Annotated in this window: 20 protein-coding genes; all 20 read left to right on the top strand. The window is 64.6% G+C overall.

All coding sequences use genetic code 11. From position 1 onward, the window contains the following. The first annotated feature begins 7 nt into the window (after nucleotides 1–7). The 20 genes from glyA (at nucleotide 8) to AC1D09_RS03030 (ending at nucleotide 23,777) form a co-directional block, all read left to right on the top strand. Nucleotides 8–1,282, top strand: a complete 1,275-nt coding sequence (gene glyA, locus AC1D09_RS03125) for a serine hydroxymethyltransferase (RefSeq protein ID WP_477664413.1) — start codon at nucleotides 8–10, stop codon at nucleotides 1,280–1,282. A gap of 12 nt (nucleotides 1,283–1,294) precedes the next feature. Continuing rightward, the gene (locus AC1D09_RS03120; protein WP_477664412.1) at nucleotides 1,295–2,266 is read left to right on the top strand and encodes a dipeptidase; all 972 of its coding nucleotides are present in this window, start codon (nucleotides 1,295–1,297) and stop codon (nucleotides 2,264–2,266) included. A gap of 86 nt (nucleotides 2,267–2,352) precedes the next feature. Then, the gene (locus AC1D09_RS03115; protein ID WP_083336825.1) at nucleotides 2,353–3,234 is read left to right on the top strand and encodes a glycine betaine ABC transporter substrate-binding protein; all 882 of its coding nucleotides are present in this window, start codon (nucleotides 2,353–2,355) and stop codon (nucleotides 3,232–3,234) included. Nucleotides 3,235–3,415: 181 nt separating this feature from the next. Next, the gene (locus tag AC1D09_RS03110) at nucleotides 3,416–3,949 is read left to right on the top strand and encodes a DUF5943 domain-containing protein (protein ID WP_413325340.1); all 534 of its coding nucleotides are present in this window, start codon (nucleotides 3,416–3,418) and stop codon (nucleotides 3,947–3,949) included. 9 nt (nucleotides 3,950–3,958) lie between these two features. Next, the gene (locus AC1D09_RS03105) at nucleotides 3,959–6,019 is read left to right on the top strand and encodes an oxidoreductase (protein WP_477664411.1); all 2,061 of its coding nucleotides are present in this window, start codon (nucleotides 3,959–3,961) and stop codon (nucleotides 6,017–6,019) included. Between the two features lies 1 nt (nucleotide 6,020). Continuing rightward, the gene (locus AC1D09_RS03100; RefSeq protein ID WP_477664410.1) at nucleotides 6,021–7,904 is read left to right on the top strand and encodes a (Fe-S)-binding protein; all 1,884 of its coding nucleotides are present in this window, start codon (nucleotides 6,021–6,023) and stop codon (nucleotides 7,902–7,904) included. Continuing rightward, a complete protein-coding gene (locus AC1D09_RS03095; RefSeq protein WP_477664409.1) occupies nucleotides 7,901–9,013 on the top strand; it encodes an electron transfer flavoprotein subunit alpha/FixB family protein in 1,113 nt (370 codons plus the stop codon). The genes AC1D09_RS03100 and AC1D09_RS03095 overlap by 4 nt, the downstream gene beginning before the upstream one ends. Next, nucleotides 9,010–9,777, top strand: a complete 768-nt coding sequence (locus AC1D09_RS03090; protein ID WP_477664408.1) for an electron transfer flavoprotein subunit beta/FixA family protein — start codon at nucleotides 9,010–9,012, stop codon at nucleotides 9,775–9,777. Before AC1D09_RS03095 ends, AC1D09_RS03090 begins: the two co-directional genes overlap by 4 nt. Nucleotides 9,778–9,790: 13 nt before the next feature. Then, nucleotides 9,791–11,047, top strand: coding sequence for an aromatic ring-hydroxylating oxygenase subunit alpha (locus AC1D09_RS03085; protein WP_413325350.1), 1,257 nt, complete (start codon nucleotides 9,791–9,793; stop codon nucleotides 11,045–11,047). Between the two features lie 57 nt (nucleotides 11,048–11,104). Beyond that, nucleotides 11,105–12,208, top strand: a complete 1,104-nt coding sequence (locus AC1D09_RS03080) for an FAD-binding oxidoreductase (RefSeq protein ID WP_477664407.1) — start codon at nucleotides 11,105–11,107, stop codon at nucleotides 12,206–12,208. A gap of 208 nt (nucleotides 12,209–12,416) precedes the next feature. Further along, a complete protein-coding gene (locus AC1D09_RS03075) occupies nucleotides 12,417–13,454 on the top strand; it encodes a quaternary amine ABC transporter ATP-binding protein (protein ID WP_477664406.1) in 1,038 nt (345 codons plus the stop codon). Further along, nucleotides 13,447–14,319, top strand: a complete 873-nt coding sequence (locus AC1D09_RS03070) for an ABC transporter permease (RefSeq protein WP_477664405.1) — start codon at nucleotides 13,447–13,449, stop codon at nucleotides 14,317–14,319. The genes AC1D09_RS03075 and AC1D09_RS03070 overlap by 8 nt, the downstream gene beginning before the upstream one ends. Before the next feature lie 8 nt (nucleotides 14,320–14,327). Then, nucleotides 14,328–15,410: a GlxA family transcriptional regulator gene (locus tag AC1D09_RS03065; RefSeq protein WP_477664404.1), complete on the top strand. Its 1,083-nt coding sequence runs from the start codon at nucleotides 14,328–14,330 to the stop codon at nucleotides 15,408–15,410. Between the two features lie 235 nt (nucleotides 15,411–15,645). Then, nucleotides 15,646–16,848, top strand: a complete 1,203-nt coding sequence (gene fdhA, locus AC1D09_RS03060) for a formaldehyde dehydrogenase, glutathione-independent (protein WP_477664403.1) — start codon at nucleotides 15,646–15,648, stop codon at nucleotides 16,846–16,848. A 96-nt stretch (nucleotides 16,849–16,944) separates the two neighbouring features. Beyond that, nucleotides 16,945–17,805: a formyltetrahydrofolate deformylase gene (purU, locus tag AC1D09_RS03055; RefSeq protein WP_477664402.1), complete on the top strand. Its 861-nt coding sequence runs from the start codon at nucleotides 16,945–16,947 to the stop codon at nucleotides 17,803–17,805. A 103-nt stretch (nucleotides 17,806–17,908) separates the two neighbouring features. Then, the gene (locus AC1D09_RS03050) at nucleotides 17,909–19,300 is read left to right on the top strand and encodes an L-serine ammonia-lyase (RefSeq protein WP_477664401.1); all 1,392 of its coding nucleotides are present in this window, start codon (nucleotides 17,909–17,911) and stop codon (nucleotides 19,298–19,300) included. Nucleotides 19,301–19,314: 14 nt separating this feature from the next. Then, nucleotides 19,315–19,737, top strand: coding sequence for a dihydroneopterin aldolase (locus tag AC1D09_RS03045; RefSeq protein WP_477664400.1), 423 nt, complete (start codon nucleotides 19,315–19,317; stop codon nucleotides 19,735–19,737). A gap of 194 nt (nucleotides 19,738–19,931) precedes the next feature. Then, nucleotides 19,932–20,711, top strand: coding sequence for a substrate-binding periplasmic protein (locus tag AC1D09_RS03040; protein WP_477664399.1), 780 nt, complete (start codon nucleotides 19,932–19,934; stop codon nucleotides 20,709–20,711). A gap of 332 nt (nucleotides 20,712–21,043) precedes the next feature. Then, nucleotides 21,044–23,098 carry a hypothetical protein gene (locus tag AC1D09_RS03035; protein ID WP_477664398.1) on the top strand — a complete coding sequence of 685 codons (2,055 nt, stop codon included), beginning with the start codon at nucleotides 21,044–21,046 and terminating at the stop codon, nucleotides 23,096–23,098. Between the two features lie 46 nt (nucleotides 23,099–23,144). Then, complete coding sequence (locus tag AC1D09_RS03030) at nucleotides 23,145–23,777, top strand: hypothetical protein (RefSeq protein ID WP_477700926.1); 633 nt, start codon at nucleotides 23,145–23,147, stop codon at nucleotides 23,775–23,777. The last annotated feature ends 101 nt before the right edge of the window (nucleotides 23,778–23,878 follow it).

Here is a 23,878-nt window from a genome sequence, read left to right as displayed (position 1 = left end):
CGTCCCCATGCAAACTGAAGCTTTCTTTTCCACAGGCGTGGCGCAGGCCGACCCGGCCGTCAGCCTGGCCATGGACCACGAACTGCAGCGCCAGCGCGAGCAGATCGAGCTGATCGCCTCGGAAAACATCGTCTCCCAGGCCGTGCTGCAAGCCCAGGGCTCGGTGCTGACCAACAAATACGCCGAAGGCTATCCCGGCAAGCGCTACTACGGCGGCTGCGAACACGTGGACGTGGTCGAGGCCCTGGCGATTGAACGCCTGTGCAAGCTGTTCGGCTGCGAGTTCGCCAATGTGCAGCCCCACTCCGGCGCGCAGGCCAACACGGCGGTGATGCTGGCGCTGGTGCAGCCCGGCGACACGGTGCTGGGCATGTCGCTGTCGGCCGGCGGCCACCTCACGCACGGCGCCAAGCCGGCGCTCTCGGGCAAGTGGTTCAAGGCCGTGCAGTACGGCGTGCGCCGCGCCGATTCGCTGATCGACTATGACGAGGTCGAAGCCCTGGCCCTGGAGCACAAGCCCAAACTCATCATCGCGGGATTTTCCGCCTACCCGCGCACCATCGACTGGGCACGCTTTCGCGCGATTGCCGACAAGGTCGGCGCCTTCCTGATGGTGGACATGGCCCATGTCGCTGGCCTGGTCGCCACCGGCGTCTACCCCAGCCCGGTGCCGCACGCCCACGTGACGACCTCCACCACCCACAAAACCCTGCGCGGCCCGCGCGGCGGCGTGGTGCTGACCAACGACGCGGAGATCGCCAAGAAGATCAACTCCTCCGTCTTCCCCGGCTCGCAAGGCGGGCCGCTGATGCACGTCATCGCCGCCAAGGCCGTGGCCTTTGGCGAAGCGCTGCAACCGGGCTTCAAGGCCTACACACAGCAGGTCGTGGCCAACGCCAAAGCTTTGGGTGCAGTGCTCAAGGCCGGCGGCCTGGACCTGGTGACCGGCGGCACCGACAACCACCTGCTGCTGGTCGACCTGCGCCCCCTGGGCCTCAAAGGCAATACCACCGAGGTGGCGCTGGAGCGCGCCGGCATCACCTGCAACAAGAACGGCATTCCCTTCGACGACGAGAAACCGACCATCACCTCCGGCATACGCGTCGGCACGGCCGCGGGCACCACGCGCGGCTTCGGCGTGGCCGAGTTTGAAGAAGTCGGCCGGCTGATGCTGGAAGTCTTCAACAGCCTGAAGACCCACCCCGCCGGCGACGCCTCCGTAGAAGCCTCGGTCTATGCCCGCGTCAAAGCATTGACCACCCGTTTCCCTCTGTACGCCTAAAGGACAAACGCCATGAGCACGCTGCACCAAGACTCCCTCATCATCGATGGCCTGATCATCTCCAAGTGGAGCCGTGAGGTGTTCGAGGACATGAAAAAAGGCGGCCTCAGCGCCGCCAACTGCACCGTCTCGGTGTGGGACGACTTCAAGAGCACGGTGCACAACATCGCCGAGATGAAGAAGTCCATCCGCGAAAACAGCGACCTGCTGTCGCTGGTGCGCACCACGGCCGACATCGAGCAAGCCAAAAAAGACGGCAAGACCGGCATCATCCTGGGCTTCCAGAACGCCCACGCCTTTGAAGACCAGCTCGGCTATATCGAAGCCTTTGCCGACATGGGTGTGCGCGTGGTCCAGCTTTGCTACAACACGCAGAACCTGATCGGCACCGGCTGCTACGAGCGCGACGGCGGCCTCTCCGGTTACGGTCGCGAAGTCATCGGCGAGATGAACCGCGTCGGCATCATGGTGGACTTGTCACACGTAGGCGCCAAGACTTCGGAAGAAGCCATCCTCGAATCCAAGAAGCCCGTGACCTACAGCCACTGCCTGCCTGCCGGCCTGAAGGAACACCCGCGCAACAAGAGCGACGAGCAGCTCAAATTCATCGCCGACCGCGGCGGCTTTATCGGCGTGACCATGTTTCCTCCCTTTCTCAAGCGCGGCCCCGATGCCACGGTGGAGGACTACGTCGAAGCCTTGGACTATGTGATCAACATCGTGGGCGAAGACTGCGTAGGCGTGGGAACGGACCACACCCAGGGTTATGGCAAGGAATTCTTCGACATGCTGACCCACGACAAGGGGCAGTTCCGCCGCCTCACCAATTTCGGCACCGTGCAAAACCCGCTGGGCATACGCACCATCGGCGAAATGCCAAACCTGACAGCCGCCATGGAACGCGCGGGCTGGCCGGTGGCCAAGATCACAAAGGTCATGGGGCGCAACTGGCTCCGTGTTTTTGGTGAGGTGTGGGGCGTGTAGTTCACACTCCCGACAAGGTTAGGGTTGTTCTTGCTTTCTTTGCTTTCTTTGCCTTCTTCCAATCAATCAGGAGTGTTCGTACCATGATGAAACCGCAAAAAAATATTTCCCTCGGCCAGCGCCGCAAATTCCTGGCGCAGACCCTCGGTGCCTCGGCCCTGGCCGCCACGGGCATGGGCGCCTTTGCCCAGGCCAAGCCCACGATCAAGATCGGTTTTGTCGACGGCTGGTCCGACAGCGTGGCCACCACCAACCTTGCCGCGGCCATCATCCGCAGCAAGCTGGGCTACCCGGTTGAGCTGGTGCCGCTGGCGGCGGGCATCATGTGGCAAGGCGTGGCGCGCGGCGACCTGGACATGACGCTGTCGGCCTGGCTGCCGGTGACGCACGAAGCCTACTTGACCAGCTTCAAGGACAAGGTCCAGATCCTGGGCGCCAACTACCCCGGCGCCAAGATCGGCCTGATCGTGCCCGACTACGTCAAGGCCACCAGCCTGACCGACCTCAACAACTTCCGCGCCGATTTTGACAACCGCATTGTGGGCATAGACGCCGGCGCGGGTGTCATGCGCAAGACCGAAGAAGCCATCAAGGCCTACGGCCTGGACATGCGCCTGCTGCCCAGCTCCGGGCCGGCCATGGCCGCCGAACTCGACCGCTCCTACCGCGCCAACAAATCCATCGCCGTCACCGGCTGGATTCCGCACTGGATGTTCGCCAAGTACAAGCTGCGCTTCCTGGCCGACCCGAAAAACATCTACGGTGCTGAAGAGCACGTGGACAGCGTCATCAACCCGGCGCTGAACACCAAGGCGCCGGCTGTCGTGGCTTTCCTGAAGAAATTCTCGTGGAAGCCGGAAGAGATCGGCGCCGTGATGCTGGCCGTCGAAGGCGGCTCCAAGGCGGACGCGGCAGCCGAGAAGTGGATGAACGACAACGCCGCGCGTGTTTCAAGCTGGCTCGGCTAAAGCGCCGCAAACACCGGGCGCAGATAGCGGCCCGGTGGTCCCAGCCGGCCTGGGACCACCGGCCGCCATCGGATCGGGGGTGAAGCCTTCCCCTGCCCCGTGGTTTGACCTTTGCTTTCCGCCAGACACAAACAGGCCGTGTTCCAGGCCGTGTTCCGACATCCATAACGAGACTCCCAAGATGAACCCGCAACTCCCCATTGAAGTCGATGCACAGACCGGTATCTGGACCACCGACGGCCTGCCGATGATTTATGTGCCGCGGCACTTCTTTGTCAACAATCATGTCGAAACCGAGGCCGTGGTGGGCCGGGAGGTCTATGCGCCCGCGCTCTACAAGGCGGGGCATCGCTCGGCCTATTTCTGGTGCCAGAAAGAGGCGGCCACGCACGGGCTGTCCGGCATGGCGGTTTACGAGCACTACCTCAAGCGCCTGTCGCAACGCGGCTGGGGCCTGTTTTCCTTCATCGAATCGGACGCCGCCACCGGCCGCGCAAAGATCAAGCTCGAGCACTCGGTGTTCGTGCTCGCGCAAGGCATTGCCGGCGTGCCGGTGAACCACAGCAAGGTCTGCTACCTCTTCGCCGGCTGGTTCTCGGGCGCGATGGACTGGGTGCTGGAGACCAGCGGCTCGGCCGTGCGCACCACCAGCGCCGAAACCCAGTGCGCGGCCGAGGGCCACAGCCACTGCGTGTTCACCGTCAGCCCCCTCTAGAGATCCGCCATGCGCTACCCGCATTTGTTTGAGCCCATCCGCCTGAACCAGGTCCTGCTGCGCAACCGCATCGTCAGTACCGCGCATGCCGAGGTGTACGCCGAAGGCGGCAACCCGACCGAGCGCTACATCCGGTATTACGAGGAAAAAGCCAAGGGCGGCGTGGGCCTGGCGATTTGCGGCGGCTCCAGCCCGGTGTCGCGCGACAGCCCCTGGTCCTGGTGGAGTTCCGTCAACCTGGCGAAGAACTCGGTCATCGAGCCCCTGGCCAAGCTGGCCGAGACCATGCACAAGCACGGCGCCAAGCTGATGATCCAGGCCACCCACATGGGCAGGCGCAATGCCTGGCACGGCTTCGACTGGCCGCACCTGGTCAGCCCCTCGGGCATACGCGAGCCGGTGCACCGCGGCAACGCCAAGACCATAGAGATCGAAGAGATTCGCCGCATCGTGGCCGACTACGGCCGGGCCGCCAAACGCGTGAAGGACGCGGGCCTGGACGGCATCGAAATTTCCGCCGCGCACCAGCAGCTGGTCGACCAGTTCTGGAGCCCGCGCGTGAACCACCGCACCGACGAGTACGGCGGCAGCCTGGAAAACCGCCTGCGCTTCGGCATGGAAGTGCTGCAGGCCGTGCGCGAGCAGGTCGGCGCCGATTTCTGTGTCGGCATGCGCATGTGCGGCGACGAATTCCATGAAGACGGCATCAGCCACGAGATGGCCAAGGAGATTGCCCAGGCCATGTCGGAAAGCGGCCTGATCGACTTCCTGAGCGTGGTCGGCTCCGGCGCGGATACCCACAACACCCTGGTCAACTGCATGCCGCCCATGGCGCTGCCGCCCGAGCCCTTTGTGCACCTGGCCGCCGGCATCAAGTCGGTGTCCAAGGTGCCGGTCATGCACGCGCAAAGCATTCGCGACGCCTCGCAGGCCGAACGCATCCTGGCCACCGGCATGGTCGACATGGTGGGCATGACCCGCGCGCAGATCGCCGACCCGCACATGGTCATCAAGATCCGCGACGGCCGGGAAGACCAGATCAAACAATGCGTGGGCGCCAACTACTGCATAGACCGCCAGTACAACGGCCTGGACGTGCTGTGCATCCAGAACGCCGCCACCAGCCGCGAAGAAACCATGCCGCACACCATTGAAAAAACCACGGGTGTCCGCCGCAAGGTGGTGGTGGTCGGCGCCGGCCCGGCCGGCCTGGAAGCCGCGCGCGTGGCCCGCGAGCGCGGCCACGAGGTGGTACTGTTCGAGAAGAATACCGTCGTCGGCGGCCAGGTGAACCTGGCGGCCAAGCCGCCCAAGCGCGAGCAGATGGCCGGCATCATCCGCTGGTTCGACATGGAAACCCAGCGCCTGGGCGTGCAGCGCCGCCTGGGCGTGGCGGCCGACATGGCGATGATCCTGGCCGAGCAGCCCGACATCGTGGTGCTGGCCACCGGCGGCACACCGCACATGGGACAAACGCCCGCCTGGGGCGCGGACCAGGGCCTGTGCGTGAGCAGCTGGGACATCCTGTCGGGCGCGGTCGCGCCGGGCGAGAACGTCCTGGTGTACGACAGCATCAGCACCCATGCGGGCACCGGCGCGGCCGACTTCATCGCCGCGCGCGGCAAGCTGGTGGAGATCGTGACGCCCGACGTCAAGGTCGCCGACGACGTGGGCGGCACCACCTTCCCGATCTTCTACCGCCAGCTGTACGCCAGCGGCGTGATCCAGACGCCCAACTTCTGGCTGGAGCGTGTCTACCGCGAAGACGACAAACTGATCGCCGTGCTGAAGAACGAATACACCGAAGCGCTGGAAGAGCGCGCGGTGGACCAGGTGGTCATCGAAAACGGCATCCTGCCCAATGACGGCCTGTACTGGCAGCTCAAGCCGCTGTCGCTCAACAAGGGACAGACCGACATCGAGGCCCTGTACGACGCGCAGCCGCAACCCGGCTTGAGCCAGGCCACCGGCAAGGGGGACTTCCTGCTCTACCGCGTCGGCGACTGCGTCTCCATGCACAACATCCACGCCGCGATTTACGACTCGCTGCGCCTGTGCAAGGACTTTTGAAATGCTCCCCCAGCTTGTAAGCACCGTGTTCTGGCTGGCCGTCCTGGCCCTGGCCTGGGGCATGGGCAGGCGCGCGCTCATCTGGAAAACCGGCCGGCAGGCCAGCGCGGACCTGCGCGGGCTGTTGCAAATACCCAAGCGCTACTTTGTGGACTTGCACGACGTGGTGGCTCGCGAGCCCTTTGTGGCCCGCGCCCATGTCGGCGTGGCCGGCGGCGCCATCCTGGCCCTGACGCTGGTCGCGCTGAACTACGGCCTGGGCCTGTACTTGCGGGTACTGGACGCGGCGCTGCTGCTGGCCGGGCTGATGATGCTCGCCGGTGCCATCGCCATGGCTTCGCGCCGCCGCAACGCACCGGCGCGCCTGTCCAAAGGCCCATGGAGCCGCCTGCCCTATTCGCTGATGCTGTTCGCGGCCGCCGTGGCCCTGGTCGGTGCAGTGGCCTTCACCGGCACCGCCCTCGCGCCCTGGCTGGCCGGCGTGGTCAGCCTGGCCTTCGCCGCCGGCGCGGCGGAACTCGCCCTTGGTATAGGCCTGGGCGGCCCGATGAAACATGCGGTCGCCGGCCTGTTGCACCTGGGCCTGCATCCGCGGCCCGAGCGTTTTGGTGACAAACGTTTCGCCACCGCCCTCAAACCGCTGCGCCTCACCGCGGACGACATGGGCGTGGGCAAGCCCGCCGACTTCGCCTGGAACAAGCTGCTGTCCTTCGATGCCTGCGTGCAGTGCGGCAAATGCGAAGCCGCCTGCCCGGCCTTCGCGGCGGGCCAGCCGCTGAACCCGAAGAAGCTGATCCAGGACCTGGTCGTCGGCATGAGCACCAAAACCGACGCCGCTTATGCGGGCAGCCCTTATCCAGGCCAGCCCATAGGCCAGCACGGCGGGGCGCCCGGCCTGCCCATCGTGAACGGCTTGATCAACAGCGAGACGCTCTGGTCCTGCACCACCTGCCGGGCCTGCGTGCAGGAATGCCCCATGCTGATCGAACATGTGGACGCCATCGTCGACATGCGCCGCCACATGGCCCTGGTGGACGGCGTGGTGCCGAACAAGGGCATGGAAGTGCTGGAGCAGCTGCGCGACACCGACACCGCCGGCGGTTTCCCGCTCAGCGCCCGGCACCACTGGGCGGCCGACCTGAATGTGCCGGTGCTCGACGCCGGCGGCCGGACCGACTGGCTGGTGCTGGTGGGCGAAGGCGGCTTTGACATGCGCTACCAGCGCACCCTGCGCGCCTTCATCAAAACCCTGCAAAAAGCCGGCCTGCAGATCGCCCTGCTGGGCGCGGCGGAAACCGATTGCGGCGACCTGGCGCGCCGCCTGGGCGACGAGCATGGCTTCCAGCGCCTGTCGCGCCAGCTCATCGCCACGCTGAAGGCACGGGGCTTCCAGCACATCGTGACACCCGACCCGCATATCTTCCATTCGCTGAAAAACGAGTACCCGGCCATGGGCGGTGACTTCGACGTCTGGCACCACACCCAGCTGCTGGCCCGGCTGCTGGCCGAGGGCAAGCTCCAGCCCACGCGCGCCGGCAGCGTGGAGGCCGTGACCTACCACGATCCCTGCTACCTGGGCCGCTACGGCCGCGAAGTGGACGCGCCGCGCGCCGTGCTCAAGGGCATAGGCATCAAGGTCGTCGAGATGGAACGCAACCGCGAACGCGGCCGCTGCTGCGGCGGCGGGGGCGGCGCGCCCTTCACCGACATTCCCGGCACCACCCGCATTCCCGATATCCGCATCGCCGACGCCAAGCTTGCCGGCGCAGGCGTGGTGGCCGTGGCCTGCCCCAACTGCACCGCCATGCTCGAAGGCGTGGTCGGGCCGCGGCCCGAAGTGCTCGATGTGGCCGAACTGCTGGCCCATGCATTGGAGGTCGCATGAGCACCGCACACACCTCCCCGGGTTCAGTGCGCCGCGTGGACCCGCGCCGGCCCGCCATCATCACGCCCGCGCGCTTGCGCCGCATTGTGCTGGGCAGCAGCGAGGGCGAACGCATCAGCACAAACCGCCTCGATGCGCCGGTGGCCAAGGCCGCGCGCAGCGTCGGCCCCTTTCACCGCGCCACCATGGTGGTGGCCCGCGCGGAGCGCGGCGCGCTGGGCGACGCGGCACGCCAGGCGGTTGCGGCGGCGGCGATCCTGGCCTCGGCCGATACCGAAGTCATCCTCGCGGTGCTGGGGCCTTGCCATGACGATGTGGCCGCGCTGGGCGCGGACCGCTTGCTGGTGGCCGAAGATTTTGAGGCGAACCGCTACCAGCCCGCGGCCTGCGTGCAATGGCTGCAAGGCCTGCAGGCCGCCTGGGCGCCCCAACACTGGCTGTTTGCCGACACCGGCTTTGACGGCCAGCTGGGCCGGCGCTTTGCCGTCCAGGCCGGGCTGGGCCTGGCCTGCAGCGTGGTCGAGCTGGGGGCGGACAGCCTGCGCGTGCCCGCCGGCGCCGGCCAGGACTGGCTGCGCCCGCATGCCCAGGTCATGCTGCTGGCCAAGGGCGTGGCCAGCACCAAACTGCCTTTTGTCGGGCTCGGCGTGCGCGAACCTGCGCAGCCTGTGCCGGCTATTTCCGAGAACGGCATCGAGGACCTCGGTGTGCAGGCCGGGGACCCGAAAACGCTGGCGCTCGAGGAAGCCGACTTCATCCTGGCCGCGGGCAACGGCGTCACCGACCTGCCGCTGTTCCATTCGCTGGCGCTGGAAGTGGGCGCCGCCGTCGGCGCCTCGCGCGTCGCGGTGGACGACGGCCGCTTTGCGCGTGCCCAGCAAATCGGCGCCACGGGCAAAACCGTGTCCGCTTCCGCTTACCTGGCGCTGGGGATTTCAGGCGCGGTGCAGCACCTGCAAGGCATCAAGGATTGCCGCCACGTCATTGCGGTGAACCTCGACGCCTCAGCGCCCATCGCGCGCCGCGCCGACCTGACCGTGGTGGAAGACAGCGCGGCCCTGATGCGCGCGCTGCTGGAACTGGTGCGCCAACACAAGGAGGCCGCATGAGCGACATCACCGTACTCGTGGCAGCCCGCCACCATGCGGTCAGCGGCCGGCCCGTGCGCAGCCGCGCCGATGCGGCCGCTGCCGCCCTGGCCTTGGGCATGTCGGGCGCCGTGCGGCTGCTGACGGCAGGCCCGCTGCCCGATGCGGTCGCCCGCGATTACCTGGCCCTGGGCGCGCCGCTGCTGGAAGTCCTGGAATGCGGCGAAGACGCCGACATCGCGGCACGCCTGCTGCCGGCCTTGCGCGATGTGCCCTGGGTATTGGCGGGAACCCGCTCCGAAGCCGAACACGGCACCGGCGTTTTGCCGTATGCCCTGGCGGCCGCGCTGCAGCGCCCCGTGGTCGCCGATGTGCTGGGCATACAAGCCGAAGGTTCCGCCTGGATCGTGACCCAGGCCCTGCCCAAGGGTGCGCGGCGCCGCCTGCGCGTGCAGGCACCGGCCGTGCTGGTGGTCAGCGCCGCGGCATCACCCACATTGCGCCATTCGCTGGCGGACGCCATGGCGGGGCGCATCGTGCGCAAGCCGCTTCAGGCGACCAAGCCCGCATCCGCATCCCCATCAGCCCCCGTGGGCCAGCGGGTTGCCGGCAGCAAGCGCCGCAAGCTGCTGGAAGCGCGCACCCAGCAAAGCGGCCACGCTCGCATGCTGGGCGCGATCGAATCGCCCTCGACGGGCGGCGCCGTGCTGCAAGCAGGCGACCCGCACACCAAGGCGCAGGCGGTACTGGACTACCTGCGCACCCATTCTCTTGTTCATTTTTGACGAAACGCCCACTATGACAAAGACCCTTTCCGCGCAAACCCTGCTGACCCGTGAGTTGCTGGCCCGCCGCCGCCCAGGCTACAGCCTGGAGGCGCCGTTCTACCTCAGCGACACGGTGCTGCAGGCCGACATGGAGCACATCTTCGGCAAGCACTGGATCTTCGTCGCCGTCGAGCCGCAGATCGCCGAAGCCGGCGACTACATCACCGTGGACTTCGACAAGAACTCCATCCTGATCGTGCGCGACGACGACATGCAGGTGCGGGCCTTCCACAATGTCTGCCGCCACCGCGGCTCGCGCCTGTGCGCCAGCCGGCAAGGCGTGGTCGGCAACATCGTCTGCCCCTACCACCAATGGACTTACGACCTGACCGGCAAGCTGATCCACGCCAAGCACATGGGCGATGACTTCGACGCCTCGGGCCTGGGCCTCAAGCCGGTGCATGTGCGCAGCCTGGCAGGTTTGATCTTTATCTGCCTGGCCGAAAACCCGCCCGAAGACTTCGAGCAGATGGTGGCGGAGATGACGCCTTACCTGGCGCCCCACCAGCTGAGCCAGTGCAAGGTGGCGGCCCAGGTCGACATCGTGGAAGACTGCAACTGGAAGCTCACCATGGAAAACAACCGGGAGTGCTACCACTGCATGAGCAACCACCCCGAGCTGACCATCTCCCTGTACGAGTACGGATTCGGCTACAAACCGGACGAGCACAACGCCGCCGGGCAGCAACAGTTCCAGGACATCATGGACGCCAGCCACAAACGCTGGGAAGCCATGGGCCTGCCCTCGGCGGAGATCGACACCCTGGACGACAGGGTGACGGGCTTTCGCACCCAGCGCCTGCCGATAGACCGCTCCGGCCAGTCGCAAACCATGAACGCCGAGGTCGCCTCCAAAAAACTGCTGGCCGACTTTGTCGACCCGGCGCTGGGCGGCCTGTCGTTCTGGACCCAGCCCAACTCCTGGCACCACTTCATGAGCGACCACATCGTCAGCTTCTCGGTGCTGCCGATCTCCGCCACCAAAACCCTGGTCCGCACCACCTGGTGCGTGCACAAGGATGCGGTGGAGGGTGTGGACTACACCGTGGAAAACCTGACCGCCGTGTGGAATGCCACCAATGCCCAGGACCGCCGCCTGGTGGAGGAGTCGCAAATCGGCATCGCCACCGGCGCCTACCAGCCCGGGCCGTATTCACCGTACACCGAAGGCCTGGTCGAAAAATTCTGCAACTGGTATGTGAACCGCCTCAGTGCCCTGACCCGGTAGATCCCGGTAGATCCCGGTAAACACCCGACTACATTCCCAGCGTTCTGGCCCATCCCCATGTCCACCTCTCTTCACGCTCCTGACTTCGCGGCGCCCGCCTCCCCGCCCTGGTCTTCCGACCGGGACGAAACCCTGCGCTGCGTCCAGGTGCGCCAGGAAACGCACGACGTCAAAACCTTTGTGCTGGCAGCGGAAGGGCCGCGCAGTTTTCGCTACCTGCCGGGCCAGTTCATCACGCTGGAGCTGGACATCGCGGGCAGCAAAATCAACCGCTGCTACACGCTGTCCAGCACGCCCACCCGCCCCGACCTGGTGAGCATCACCGTCAAGCGCGTGCCGGGCGGGACCGTGTCCAACTGGCTGCACGACAACTTGCGCGCCGGCATGACGCTGGGCGTGATCGGGCCCTCCGGGGAGTTCAGCTGCTTCAAGGCGCCGGCACAGCGTTACCTGTTCCTCTCGGGCGGCAGCGGCATCACACCCCTGATGTCCATGACCCGCGCGCTGCACGACCTGGGCAGCGATGCCGACATCGTGTTCGCGCATTGCGCGCGCAGCCCCGTGGACGTGCTGTTCCCCGAAGAGTTGACCCTGATGGCGCGCAACATGGCGCAGCTGCGGCTGGCCACGGTGTGCGAACAGCACACGCCGGGCAGCGCCTATGCCGGGCATATCGGTCGCATGGACGCGGCGCGGCTGGCCCACATCGCGCCCGACTTCCTGCAGCGCGACGTCTACACCTGCGGCCCTGCGCCTTTCATGGCGGCGGTGCGCCAGCTGCTGGCGGCAGCGGGCTACGACATGCGGCGCTACCGCGAAGAGAGTTTTTCGTTTGCCGACCAGGCGCAGCCCGAGGCGCAAGCGCAGGCGCAGGGCGACGGCGATGGCGACGCCACAGCCACACACAGCATCCAGCTGCAGAAGATGGGCCAATCTTTTTCGTGCCGCGCCGACCAGACCATTTTGCAGGCGGCCACGGCCGCGGGCCTGCGCCTGCCGTCCTCCTGCAGCAGCGGTATCTGCGGCACCTGCAAAACCAAAAAAATCTCCGGCCAGGTCGAGATGAAACACGCCGGCGGCATTCGCCCGCGCGAGATCGACCAGGGCTGGATCCTGCCTTGCTGCAGCAAACCCGTGAGTGATGTCGCACTGGATCGGTGAGCTCAAAAACGTGCATGCACCGAATCAAGAATCGCTTTGAACACCCATTGGAAGTTATGCAAATTTTTTTGGCGTTTAACGGCAGAAATCGAGGCCCTCCATGGACAAACCCTATAGCTTGAAACCCCTGCGCCCGACAAAATCGTGGCACGCTGCTTGCTCATAAAAAGAACCGAAACATGCAGCGAAATTTCCCCGGAGACATACGATGACAAAACCCAAGATCAGCGTCCGAAATCTTTACAAGATTTTCGGAAGCAATATTTCAGAAGCCGTGAAGTTGCTGGGGGAAGGCCTGAGCAAGGACGAAGTGTTTGCCAGGACCGGGCATGTCGTCGGCGTCAACAAAGTCAGCTTCGACGTCATGCCGGGCGAGATTTACGTGCTCATGGGTTTGTCGGGCTCGGGCAAGTCCACCCTGATCCGGCTCATCAACCGCCTGGTCGAGCCGTCTTCAGGCTCCATCAACATCGACGGCGAAGACATCACCGCCCTGCCGCAGTGCGACCTGGTCAAGTGGCGGCGCAAGCGGGTGGCCATGGTGTTCCAGTCCTTCGCGCTCATGCCGCACCGCAACGTGCTGGACAACGCCGCCTTCGGCCTCGAAATGGCGGGTACGCCACGCAAGGCGCGCGAGGACCGGGCCATGCAGGTGCTGGCCCAGGTGGGCTTGCAGACCTACGCGGCGAAGTACCCTTCGCAGCTGTCGGGCGGCATGCAGCAGCGCGTGGGGCTGGCGCGCGCCCTGGCGGTGGACCCCGACATCCTGCTGATGGATGAAGCCTTCTCGGCGCTGGACCCGCTCAAGCGCGTCGAGATGCAAGGCCTGATGCTGGACTTGCAGCGCGAACAGCAGCGCACGGTGCTGTTCGTCTCGCACGACCTCGAAGAAGCCCTGCGCATAGGCACCCGCATCGCCATCATGGAAGGCGGCAACCTGGTGCAGGAAGGCACGCCCCACCAGATCATCACCCAGCCGGCCAACGACTATGTGCGGCGCTTTTTCGAAGGCGTGGACACCTCGCGCTACCTGACCGCGGCCGACCTGCTGGACCCCGGCCTGAACGGCCACTCCTACAACGGCGGGCCGCGCCTGCCGTCCCACACCACCTTGCCCGAAGCCATGAAGATTGTGCTGGGCATGGACCAACCGGTGGGCGTGTTCGACGCCACCGACCAATTACTGGGCTGCATCTCCGCGCGCAGCCTGCTCGTCCGAATGGCTCAAGAGGCCCGCCATGTCTAATCTGCTTTCTCAAATCACCCAGGCCTCGCATGACGTGCTGCCCCTGGGCAAGTGGGTCAACGCCGGGGTGAAACACCTGCTGGACAACGGCGCCGCCGTCTTCGACTCGATAGGCGTGGTGGTCGAACAATTCGCCACGTGGGTCGAGATGGGCATGCTGGCCCTGCCCTTCTGGCTGGTCATCCTGGTGGCCACGGCCGTGGGCGTGCGCCGGCTGGGCTGGAAGTTCGGGGCCTTTGTGGCGCTGTCCCTGGCGCTGATCGTGGTCACCGGTTTCTGGCTGCAAACCATGGTCACCCTGGCGCTCACGCTCTCGGCCACCCTGATCAGCCTGTTTTTCGGGATACCGCTGGGCATCTGGTGCGCGCGCGCGCCGCGTGTGAACGCCTCGATACGGCCCATGCTGGACTTCATGCAGACCATGCCCGCCTTTGTCTACCTGATCCCCGCCGCCATGCTGTTCGGCCTGGGCCGGGTGCCGGGCATCATCGCCACCGTGATCTTCGCCATGCCGCCGGTGGTGCGCCTGACCAGCCTGGGCATACGCCAGGTGAGCTCAGAACAGGTCGAAGCGGGCAACGCTTTCGGCTGCACCTCCACCCAGCTGCTGTTCAAGGTGCAGCTCCCGATTGCCCTGCCGACCATCATGGCCGGCGTCAACCAGACTATCATGATGGCGCTGTCCATGGTCATCATCGCCTCCATGGTGGGGGCGGGCGGCCTGGGCAACGACGTACTCGCCAGCATCCAGCGGCTGGACATCGGCCTGGGGTTCGAGAGCGGGCTGGCGGTGGTGTTGCTGGCCATCATCCTCGACCGCCTCACCGAGAGTTTTGGCGTGGCCCGCGAGAGTAGCGACAGCTAGGAGTACCCATGCCACGCGTTCCGGTTGAACCTCCCCCGCCCACAGCCGCAGCTGCCGGCGCCGGTGAGGGCAAGCCTAAAAAAGACGGCACCCATGTCGGCTTCATCCTGCTGCACGACTATTCGATGATCGCCTTTGCCAACGCCGTGGAAACGCTGCGCATGGCCAACTACATCAGCCGCCGGCCCCTGTACCGGTGGACCGTGGTGAACCCCGAACAAGCCAGCGCGGTGGCCAGCAACGGCCTGGCGCTGGCGACGACCGGGGAGCTGGCCGAGCTGGCCGGCTGCGACATGATTTTTGTCTGCGGCGGCGTCAACATCCGCAGCGTCACGAACGATGGTGTGCGCCAGCTGCTGCGCCGCTGCGCCGCCGGCGGCGCGGTCATGGGCGCGCTGTGCACGGGCTCTTTTGCCCTGGCCAGCGCCGGGCTGCTGGACGGCTACCGCTGCGCCATCCATTGGGAAAACCTGGCCGCCATCAGCGAGGAGTTTCCCAAGGTGCGCTTCGCGCCCGAGGTCTTCATCCTCGACCGCGACCGCATGACCTGCTCGGGCGGCACGGCCCCCTTGCACCTGATGCTGCACCTGATCCGCGGCGCCCACGGCGCCAAGCTGGTGATGGACATCTCCGAACAATTCATCGTGGAGCGGCTGCGCGCCAGCAACGACCGCCAGCGCATCCCGCAGCCCGAATGCATAGGCCCCGGCTACCAGCATCTGACGGAGGCCGCCGAAATCATGGCGGCCAACATTGAAGACCCCCTGCCCCTGGCCGAGCTGGCCGGCGCCGTCGGGCTTTCGTTGCGCCAGCTCGAGCGCCTGTTCCACCGCTACTTCAGCATCAACCCGGCGCAGTACTACATGAACCTGCGGCTGCGCCGCGCGCAGGAACTGCTGACGCACAGCAGCCACCCCATCATGCAGGTCACCGTGGCCTGCGGCTTCCAGTCGTCCTCGCATTTCTGCAAGGCCTACCGCAGCCTGTTCGGGCATGCGCCCAGCGAGGAGCGCCGCGGCAAGGTGGGCGAGAGCGAAGCGCGCGCCAGGGCCTCGCGCAAGCGCGTGGTGCCCCTCAAACGCGCCGCCTGAAGCGCGCGCCAGCGGCCACGCGCCTGCCGCTGCGGGACAACTCCGCGTCGCTCCCAGCAAAGTTGCGCAGCCTCAACCTGTAAAAGTGCAGTGGTGCCGTAGCACCGCGCGATTTCACGTTGACAAGGAACGGGGCATGAAGCTGCAAGCAAGGACGCCCTCCTGCCTTTGAGATGCGACGCGCCGGATGCGGCAGCCGGGCAAGCCAGTCCATACCAACACAAGGAGACCCAGAATGTCAGCTAATCGCGGTGTCGTCTACCTGCGCCAGGGCCAGGTTGAAGTCCAGTCCATCCCCTTTCCCAAACTGCTCAACCCGCTGGGCGGCAAGGCCGAACACGGCGTGATCCTGAAGGTGCTCACCACCAACATCTGCGGCTCCGACCAGCACATGGTGCGCGGCCGCACCACCGCGCCGGCCGGCCTGGTGCTGGGCCATGAGATCACGGGCGAGGTGCTCGAAGTCGGCCGCGACGTCGAAACGCTGCAGCGCGGCGACATCGTGTCGGTGCCCTTCAATGTGGCCTGCGGGCGCTGCCGTACCTGCAAGGAGCAGCACACCGGCGTGTGCCTCAGCGTGAATCCCTCGCGCGCGGGCGGCGCCTACGGCTACGTCGACATGGGCGGCTGGATAGGCGGTCAAGCCGAGTACGTGATGGTGCCCTATGCGGACTTCAATTTGCTGAAGTTCCCCGACCGCGCGCAGGCCGTCGAAAAAATTCGCGACCTGACTTGCCTGTCCGACATCCTGCCCACCGGCTACCACGGTGCGGTGACGGCGGGTGTCGGCCCGGGCAGCACGGTGTATGTGGCCGGTGCCGGCCCGGTCGGCCTGGCCGCCGCCGCATCGGCGCGATTGCTGGGGGCCGCCGTCGTCATCGTCGGGGACATCAACCCGTCTCGCCTCGAGCATGCGCGCAAGGTCGGTTTCGAGACCGTCGACCTGTCCAAGGATGCCGCCCTGGGCGAGCAGATCGCGCAGATCCTGGGCACGCCGGAAGTCGACTGCGCCGTCGATGCGGTGGGCTTTGAGGCGCGCGGCCACGGCCATGCGGGCTCGCAGACGGAAGCCCCGGCCGCGGTGCTCAATTCGCTGATGGAAGTCACGCGCGCGGCGGGCAAGATCGGCATTCCGGGCCTGTATGTCACCGAGGATCCCGGTGGCGTCGACAAGGCCGCCAAGACCGGCTCGCTCAGCCTTCGCCTGGGCCTGGGCTGGGCCAAATCGCACAGCTTCTTCACCGGCCAGACACCCGTCATGAAATACAACCGCGCGCTGATGCAGGCCATTTTGTGGGACCGCATCAAGATCGCCGATGTGGTGGGCGTGCAGGTGATTTCGCTGGACGAGGCGCCCTCGGGTTATGCCGCCTTCGATGCCGGTGCGCCGAAAAAATTCGTCATCGACCCGCACCAGCAACTGAAGAAAGCGGCCTGATGTTCACGGCGCCGGGGCAAGGCCCCGGTGCCGTGAATCCCGCCCTTCAGCCATATAGCCAGCCACAAACATCCTCTTGCCAACTTTCCCGCGCCCATGACCCCGGATACCAACACCCATTTCTGCCTGAACCTGGCCTGCGGCAGCGCCCAGGGCCAGGTCGCGGCCATCTCCGCCTTGTTAAACGAGCATGGGGCCTATATCGAGCAGTTTTCGGTGTTTGACGACCACACGACCGAGCGCTTTTTTGTGCGCAGCGTTTTCAGCCTGCGCAGCCCGGTGGAAGTGCTGCGCGGCGCCTTCGCCGAGCTGGCAAAGGGTTTCCCGCAAGCGCAGTGGCAGCTGCACGACCTGGCGCAGCCCACCCGCGTGCTGGTCATGGTGTCCAAGTTCGACCACTGCCTGCGCGAGCTGATTGCGCAGTGGCGGCGCGGTGAACTGAAGATGGACATCGTGGGCATCGCCTCCAACCATGCCGACCTGGCGCCCCTGGCCGAGGCCGAGGGCCTGCCCTTTCACCACCTGCCGATCAGCGCCGAAACCAAACCCGCGCAGGAAGAAAAACTGCGCCGGCTGATCGCCGACACCGGCGCCGAATTTGTGGTGCTGGCCCGCTACATGCAGGTCCTGTCGGAAGACTTGTGCCGGGAGCTGCACGGCCGGGTCATCAATATCCACCATTCCTTCCTGCCCGGCTTCAAGGGCGGCAAGCCCTACCAGCAGGCCCACGACCGCGGCGTCAAGCTGATAGGCGCGACCGCCCACTTCGCCACCACCGACCTGGACGAGGGCCCCATCATCGAGCAGTCGGTCGAGCGTGTGGACCACGCCGATACGCCCCAGCACCTGTCGCAGGCGGGCCGCCTGGTGGAAAGCCTGGTGCTGTCGCGGGCCCTGCGTTTTGTGCTGGACCGGCGGGTGTTCATCAACGGCATGAAAACCGTGGTGCTGCGTTAGGGCACTAAGGCACTAAGGCACACTGGCCCCACGCGGACGAATTGATTCATCCATTCCCTCTATTTTTTACCAAGGCGCGCAGCGCCAGACAAGATCCCCCACCATGGCTGTCAGTGTTTTTGATATTTTCAAGATTGGCATAGGCCCGAGCAGCTCGCACACCGTGGGCCCCATGCGGGCGGCCCATTTGTTCACCGAGCGCCTGGCGCATCAGGGCCTGCTGGCCTCCTGCGCGCGCGTGGAGGTCAAGCTCTACGGCTCCCTGGGCTCCACCGGCAAAGGCCACGGCACCGACAAGGCCGTGCTGCTGGGGCTGCAGGGGCATGACCCGGAAAACGTCGACGTGGAAGCCATTCCGGCGATGCTGGAGGCGATTCGCAGCACGGGCCAGCTGCAGCTGGGGGGCCGGCACCCGGTGGCCTTCCGCGAGAAAGATCACCTGGCGTTTTACCGCCGCGAGACCCTGCCCTTTCACCCCAACGGCATGCGTTGCATCGCGTATGACGCCGCGGGGGAGGAGCTGCTCAATCGCTGCTATTACTCGGTGGGCGGCGGTTTTGTGGTCAGCGATGAAGTGGCGGCCGACGGCAGCAAGCAGAAAGTGCTGGCACCCGACGTCACCGTGCTGCCCTACCCTTTCCACAGCGGCGACGAGCTGATGCAGCAATGCAAAAGCGCCGGCATCTCGATTGCCGAGCTCATGCGCCGCAATGAACGCCATTGGCGCAGCGATGCCGAGATCGACGCCGGCCTGCACAGGATCTGGGACGTGATGCAAGCCTGCGTGGAGCGCGGCTGCCGCACCCAGGGCGTCTTGCCCGGCGGCTTCAAGATCAAGCGCCGCGCCGCCGAGCTGCACCAGCGGCTGCGCTCCAACCCGGAGGCTTCGCTGCGCGACCCGCTGCAGGTGCTGGACTGGGTCAACCTCTATGCCCTGGCGGTGAACGAAGAGAACGCCGCGGGCGGCCGCGTCGTCACCGCGCCCACCAACGGCGCGGCGGGCATCGTGCCGGCCGTGCTGCACTACTACACGCGCTTTGTCGCCACGGCCACGCCCGGCGGCGTGATCGACTTCCTGCTGACCGCCGCCGCCATCGGCATGCTGTACAAGGAAAACGCCTCCATCTCGGGCGCCGAAGTGGGTTGCCAGGGCGAGGTCGGCGTGGCCTGCTCCATGGCGGCGGCGGCCTTGTGCGCCGTCATGGGCGGCACACCCGAGCAGGTCGAAAACGCGGCCGAAATCGGCATGGAGCACCACCTGGGGCTGACCTGCGACCCGGTCGGCGGGCTGGTCCAGATCCCCTGCATCGAACGCAACGCCATTGCCTCGGTCAAGGCCATCAACGCGGCCCGCATGGCCTTGCACGGCGACGGCACCCACCATGTGAGCCTGGACAAGGTCATCAAGACCATGCGCGAAACCGGCGCCGACATGATGACCAAGTACAAGGAGACCGCGCGCGGCGGGCTGGCGGTCAATATTGTTGAATGCTAGTGTTTGAGAAAAGCATGGGTGAACCGTCGATGGCGCCGCGCTCCCGATGGACGGCCCGTGTCGAGTCGCTGGAGACCCGGCTGCGCGTCGGTGTGTACGCGCATGAGCATGAACTCCAGCCGATTCTGGTGAGCCTGCGCATCAGCGGGCTGGCGGAGGCACATCCCTCCAGCCTGGCGCAATGCTTTGACTACGAGCCGATCTGCCGCTGGATGCTCGATGAGTGGCCGCTCAGCGCGCACACGCCTTTGCTCGAAACACGCCTCAACGAATTGGTGAGCCGCGTGTTTGCCGACAGCCGGATCACCGATGTCTGGGTGGGCTTGTACAAGACGCAAGCCATTCCCCAGGCCAGTCGTGTGGGGCTGGAGCGCGACATCACGCGGCTTCAATTCGAGGAACAGCAGCGCCTGCTGGCCCTGTTGGCCCGGGCTTAGCTGCACACACCCCCCATCAGTCGCCGCAGGTGCCATCACGCCGGCACGCTTCTTCTCTTTCCGCATCGCTGTCGGATCCGGACAAATCCGCGTCCACTTCATACCACCGCCCCTGCCGGGGTCGCCCAACAATGGGCGCAGGCTCATTATTTGTGGTCTTTTGTTTTCACAAAACTTGCAGTCAAGGAGATCGTATGAAAGTTATTTCGTATGTTTTGACGCTGGCCGCCATGGCCGCACTGAGCTGCCAGGCCCAGACGAGTTCTGCCACCGCCCCCGGCGCACCCACCGCCAAAGTGATGCGCCTGGCCACGCTTGAATGGCCGCCCTACAACGGCCAGCTGCTGCCGCAGGACGGGCTCTCGACCCGGGTTGCCACCGTGGTGGCAAAGAGCGCCGGCTACCGCTTGATGAGCGCCTCCTCGGATTGGGCCACCACCGTGGAAAGGGGCGAGAAAGATCCCAATTACGAGGGCTACTTTCCCGTCTACTTCAACACCAAGCGGGAGCAAGCCTGCCACCTGTCCCAATCCATAGGCACCAGCCTGCTGGGCGTGGCGACATTAAAAGGCGCGCCCATCACCTGGACCACCATCTCTGACCTTGAACCCTACAAGCTCGGTGTGGTGGAAGGCTATGTGAACGGCGAAGCCTTCGACAACGCGATCAAGGAAAAACGCCAGGCCGTCGAAGCCGGCGCCAGCGACGCGCAGAACGTGAAAAAGCTCAGGGAAGGCAAGATACGCGGCATCGTCATCGACAAGAACGTGCTGAACTACACCCTGTCACGCCTGGGTGGCGCAGAGCAGGTGGTCTTCAACCCCAGGCCCATCGCGCAGCTGACCCTCCATGTCTGCTTCAAGCGCAGCCCCGCGGGACTGGAGATGCGCGATGCATTTGATGCGGCCCTCAAGAAGCTGGACCCGGCGCAGCTGGAAGCGGAGTACTTTCGGACTTTTCCGTTGATACGGTAACGAGGTCTATATGTTCTAAGAGCTCTTGCAATGCCTCACCGTGGAACCCCATGAAGCAAAATTAGCGGCGAATCCGGCGGCACCGTAGCCGACGTCATCAATGGCAGGCTGTTGCTTTTTACTGCATCCGGGGCGTAAAGTGGGTCAACGAACACCTATGCAAGAGGGGGAGACCAATGCAGCTGCAGTCCGCTGAGTTCCGGCCATCGGCGGTAGCCCGCCATGCGCAGGTTGTCCCCAGTTTCATCCTACCCGCCCTATCTCGCACTTTAGAGTGCTGGGCAGGCACGGTGTCACCAGGCGAGTTGGTACGCTGGGAGCGACTAGGCGACTTGGCCGAGTCCGCCCGGCGTGATCTGCGCAATGCCGTCATAAAGCGCCTACGACCGAAGTCCGACTGGCTATGGGCGCAGACCCTCGGCGTCCGGCTGTCCAATGGCTGGCAGGACCGCTTGACGGCAACCGACACCCGTGGCATCGAGACCGTATTGACCAGATATCCTGACAGGCCCTTCGAGCAACTCACACTCGGGGAGTTTCGGCAGACTTTCCACGCCCCTCTCGAGCGGCAGCTGGCAGTGCTGGCACGACTCGAAGCCTTGTACTGGATTCCGCCGTCACGGCCCGCAAAACGGCCGCGAGTCTTAGCGGCGCCGCAATCTGCGGCGCCTGTACCGTTAAGCGAGCTACAGATCCTGGCAGACCGTGTGCTTGCCCTGCCTTGGCTCATCAAGGTAACGCCGCAGGATCTCCGATTTGGTTATAGCGGACCCGGCACCTTACCCGAGTGGATTCGCGAGCAGCTGCTTGAGAAGATGGTGCCTTCTTACACTGCAAGCTACCTTCAGAAACTCGACGATGCGGCCAAGATGTCAGCGGCCGAAGAGGCGCTCGCTTTGACGATGGCCGCTGGCGAGGAATGTCTTCCGCGGATGAACCCGGAAGCCGCCGAGCGCTGGCCAAGAATGTTCTTGGCTCGGCACATCTCATCGGAAGGTGCCGGCAAAACGCTTCTCGAGGTCGGTGAGGCGAACGGGCTGACGCGAGAGCGTGTCCGGCAAATCTGCGAGGCCTTCGAAGATGTTTTTCAGCGGTCTGAGGCCGTCACGCCGTCGCTGGACCGAGCCTTTGCAGCAATCGCCCGTATCGTGCCCTGCGGAGTTGACGAAATCAATCAGCAGTTGGCTCGTTTTATCGGGGAAGGGGCCGGCGTCGAGTGCCTGATTCCGTGGGCGAAGACTTTGGGCCAGGGGCACATCGGCGTTCAGTGCCACCGTGTGCACAGACGACTACGCGGCCGGATTGTGGACACCACTGTTGTCGAGCGGGAGGACACCGCACCGTGGGTGAAACCACTCATCAATCACGTCAGCCGGGACACCTCGATGTTCGGCTGTACCAACATCATCAGGATAGCCGGCCTACTCGCACTCAAGGAAGGCGTGGCACCTGGCCAGGAAGCTATTGAGGCTGTTTTGGAAGGAAGCGCCGTTTTCCGCTGGTTAGACAAGGAGACTGGATGGTTCACCTTAGGCGACACAGACGGGTGCTCCGTTGCCAACCGTGTTCGAAAAATCATGGCCGTTGCTCAGGACCACGTAGGCGCTGATGAGATCGCGGGCGCATTAGCAAGCGACGACATGCTCATATACCGTGAAACGCAGAGCCTGGGGCTCGCCATTCCCCCAGTGCACGTACTCCGTGAGCTGTTTCTTACCTGGCCTTGGCTAAAAGTGGTCCAGAAGGGCCGGTTCACGGCGCGTGAAGGCTTCGACCGCGTAGATGTTCTGGGGGAGGCAGAGAAGCTGACAGTTCGGGTCATCGAGCAACATGACGGCGTCGCCTGCCGGTTTGAACTGCGCGAGGCGATTGAAGAACAACTGCACCTCACGAATGTGGCTGTGAGCGCGATGCTGGGCAGTTCGCCCATCGTCGCCCGCCTGGAACACGGGTTGTACCGACTTATAGGTCGACGAGTTGGAGATACGGCAGTGAACGCAGCGAGGACCCGTATGCGGATGAAGACTGCCCAGCACACAGCCCAACACTTCCCAGACGCCAAGTCGAACGAGTTCATATTCCGTGTCACTGATGCCTCCCTGAGAAATGAGCAGTACAACGTGCCCACCCGCTTCCAAGTACAGTTTGGCGGCCAGCGTGTTGCGGTACAAGGCCTCATCGGCCAGCGGCTAGGTGAGGCACGAATCTCCCGGTCGGGTGCGTTGAGTGGACTTAATCGCCTTTTCACACCAATGCCAGGAGACTGGTTCCGCGTTGCCGTGATTGCTGAAGGCCTGCAGGTCGAACTGCTGCCAGGCGACCTACCGAGAGCGACGAAATCCGTCCCGTCGGCAATTCACACAATGACGCGGCTCCCACCGCCTTAGCCCTTCAATATGTTGCTGTGTTGGCAATGTGTGAGATATTGCACATATGAAGCACAACATCTACGCAGTTGTAGTATTTCTCACGCTAGCAGCGGCCTTTGCATTCAATATGCCCTCGAACTCGGGTGAATGGGCCTCCTGGGTCCAGGCCGTCGGTTCGGTTGCTGCGATTTTTGGCGTGATTTGGCTCGCTAGAGCTGATCAGCGTCGCATAGAAGATGAGCGTCTAATCCTCGCGGAGGTGACARCTGCCAACATCGTTTATCCGCTAGGTGCACTTAAGGGCTGTATGGGTGCACTCGCTACTGCCATGAGCAAGGATGCTATTGATCAATCGGAGTTTGCTACCAGAAGAAAGGACATCGAAAACCTGTATTTGCCCGATATCGAGCAGATCTCCAAATTGATTGCTATCGGCGGTGATGTATCCATAGATATTTCCCACGTCGTCATGACCGCCAGGCTTGCAGAAAGCCTTTGTGAACGATGCTCGCGGACTGCGATGTCGGTGGAGCAACGCAAAGCGCAGGGGAAAGAACTGGCAAAACTAGTCAGTGACGTACCAACACGAATTGACAACGCGCGAGAGAAACTTCTTAAGTTCCTCGTCGAAAGGGGTCATACCGTCGTCAAAAAAGATATCGGTATTGAAGAGCCGCCTGCTGCACCGGGCAGTTAGCGATATTGACCCGCCTTGGCGTTCACAGACGGCTAGAGCCGAGCATTACACCGGCTCAAAAATGGACCTAAGAGCACGGGTATGAAGCATGTCGAAACCTA

It is taken from the genome of Polaromonas sp. P1_A2 (assembly GCF_056406895.1).
Note: the sequence above shows the minus strand (reverse complement) of the source record. Positions and strands in the feature narration are given on the sequence as shown.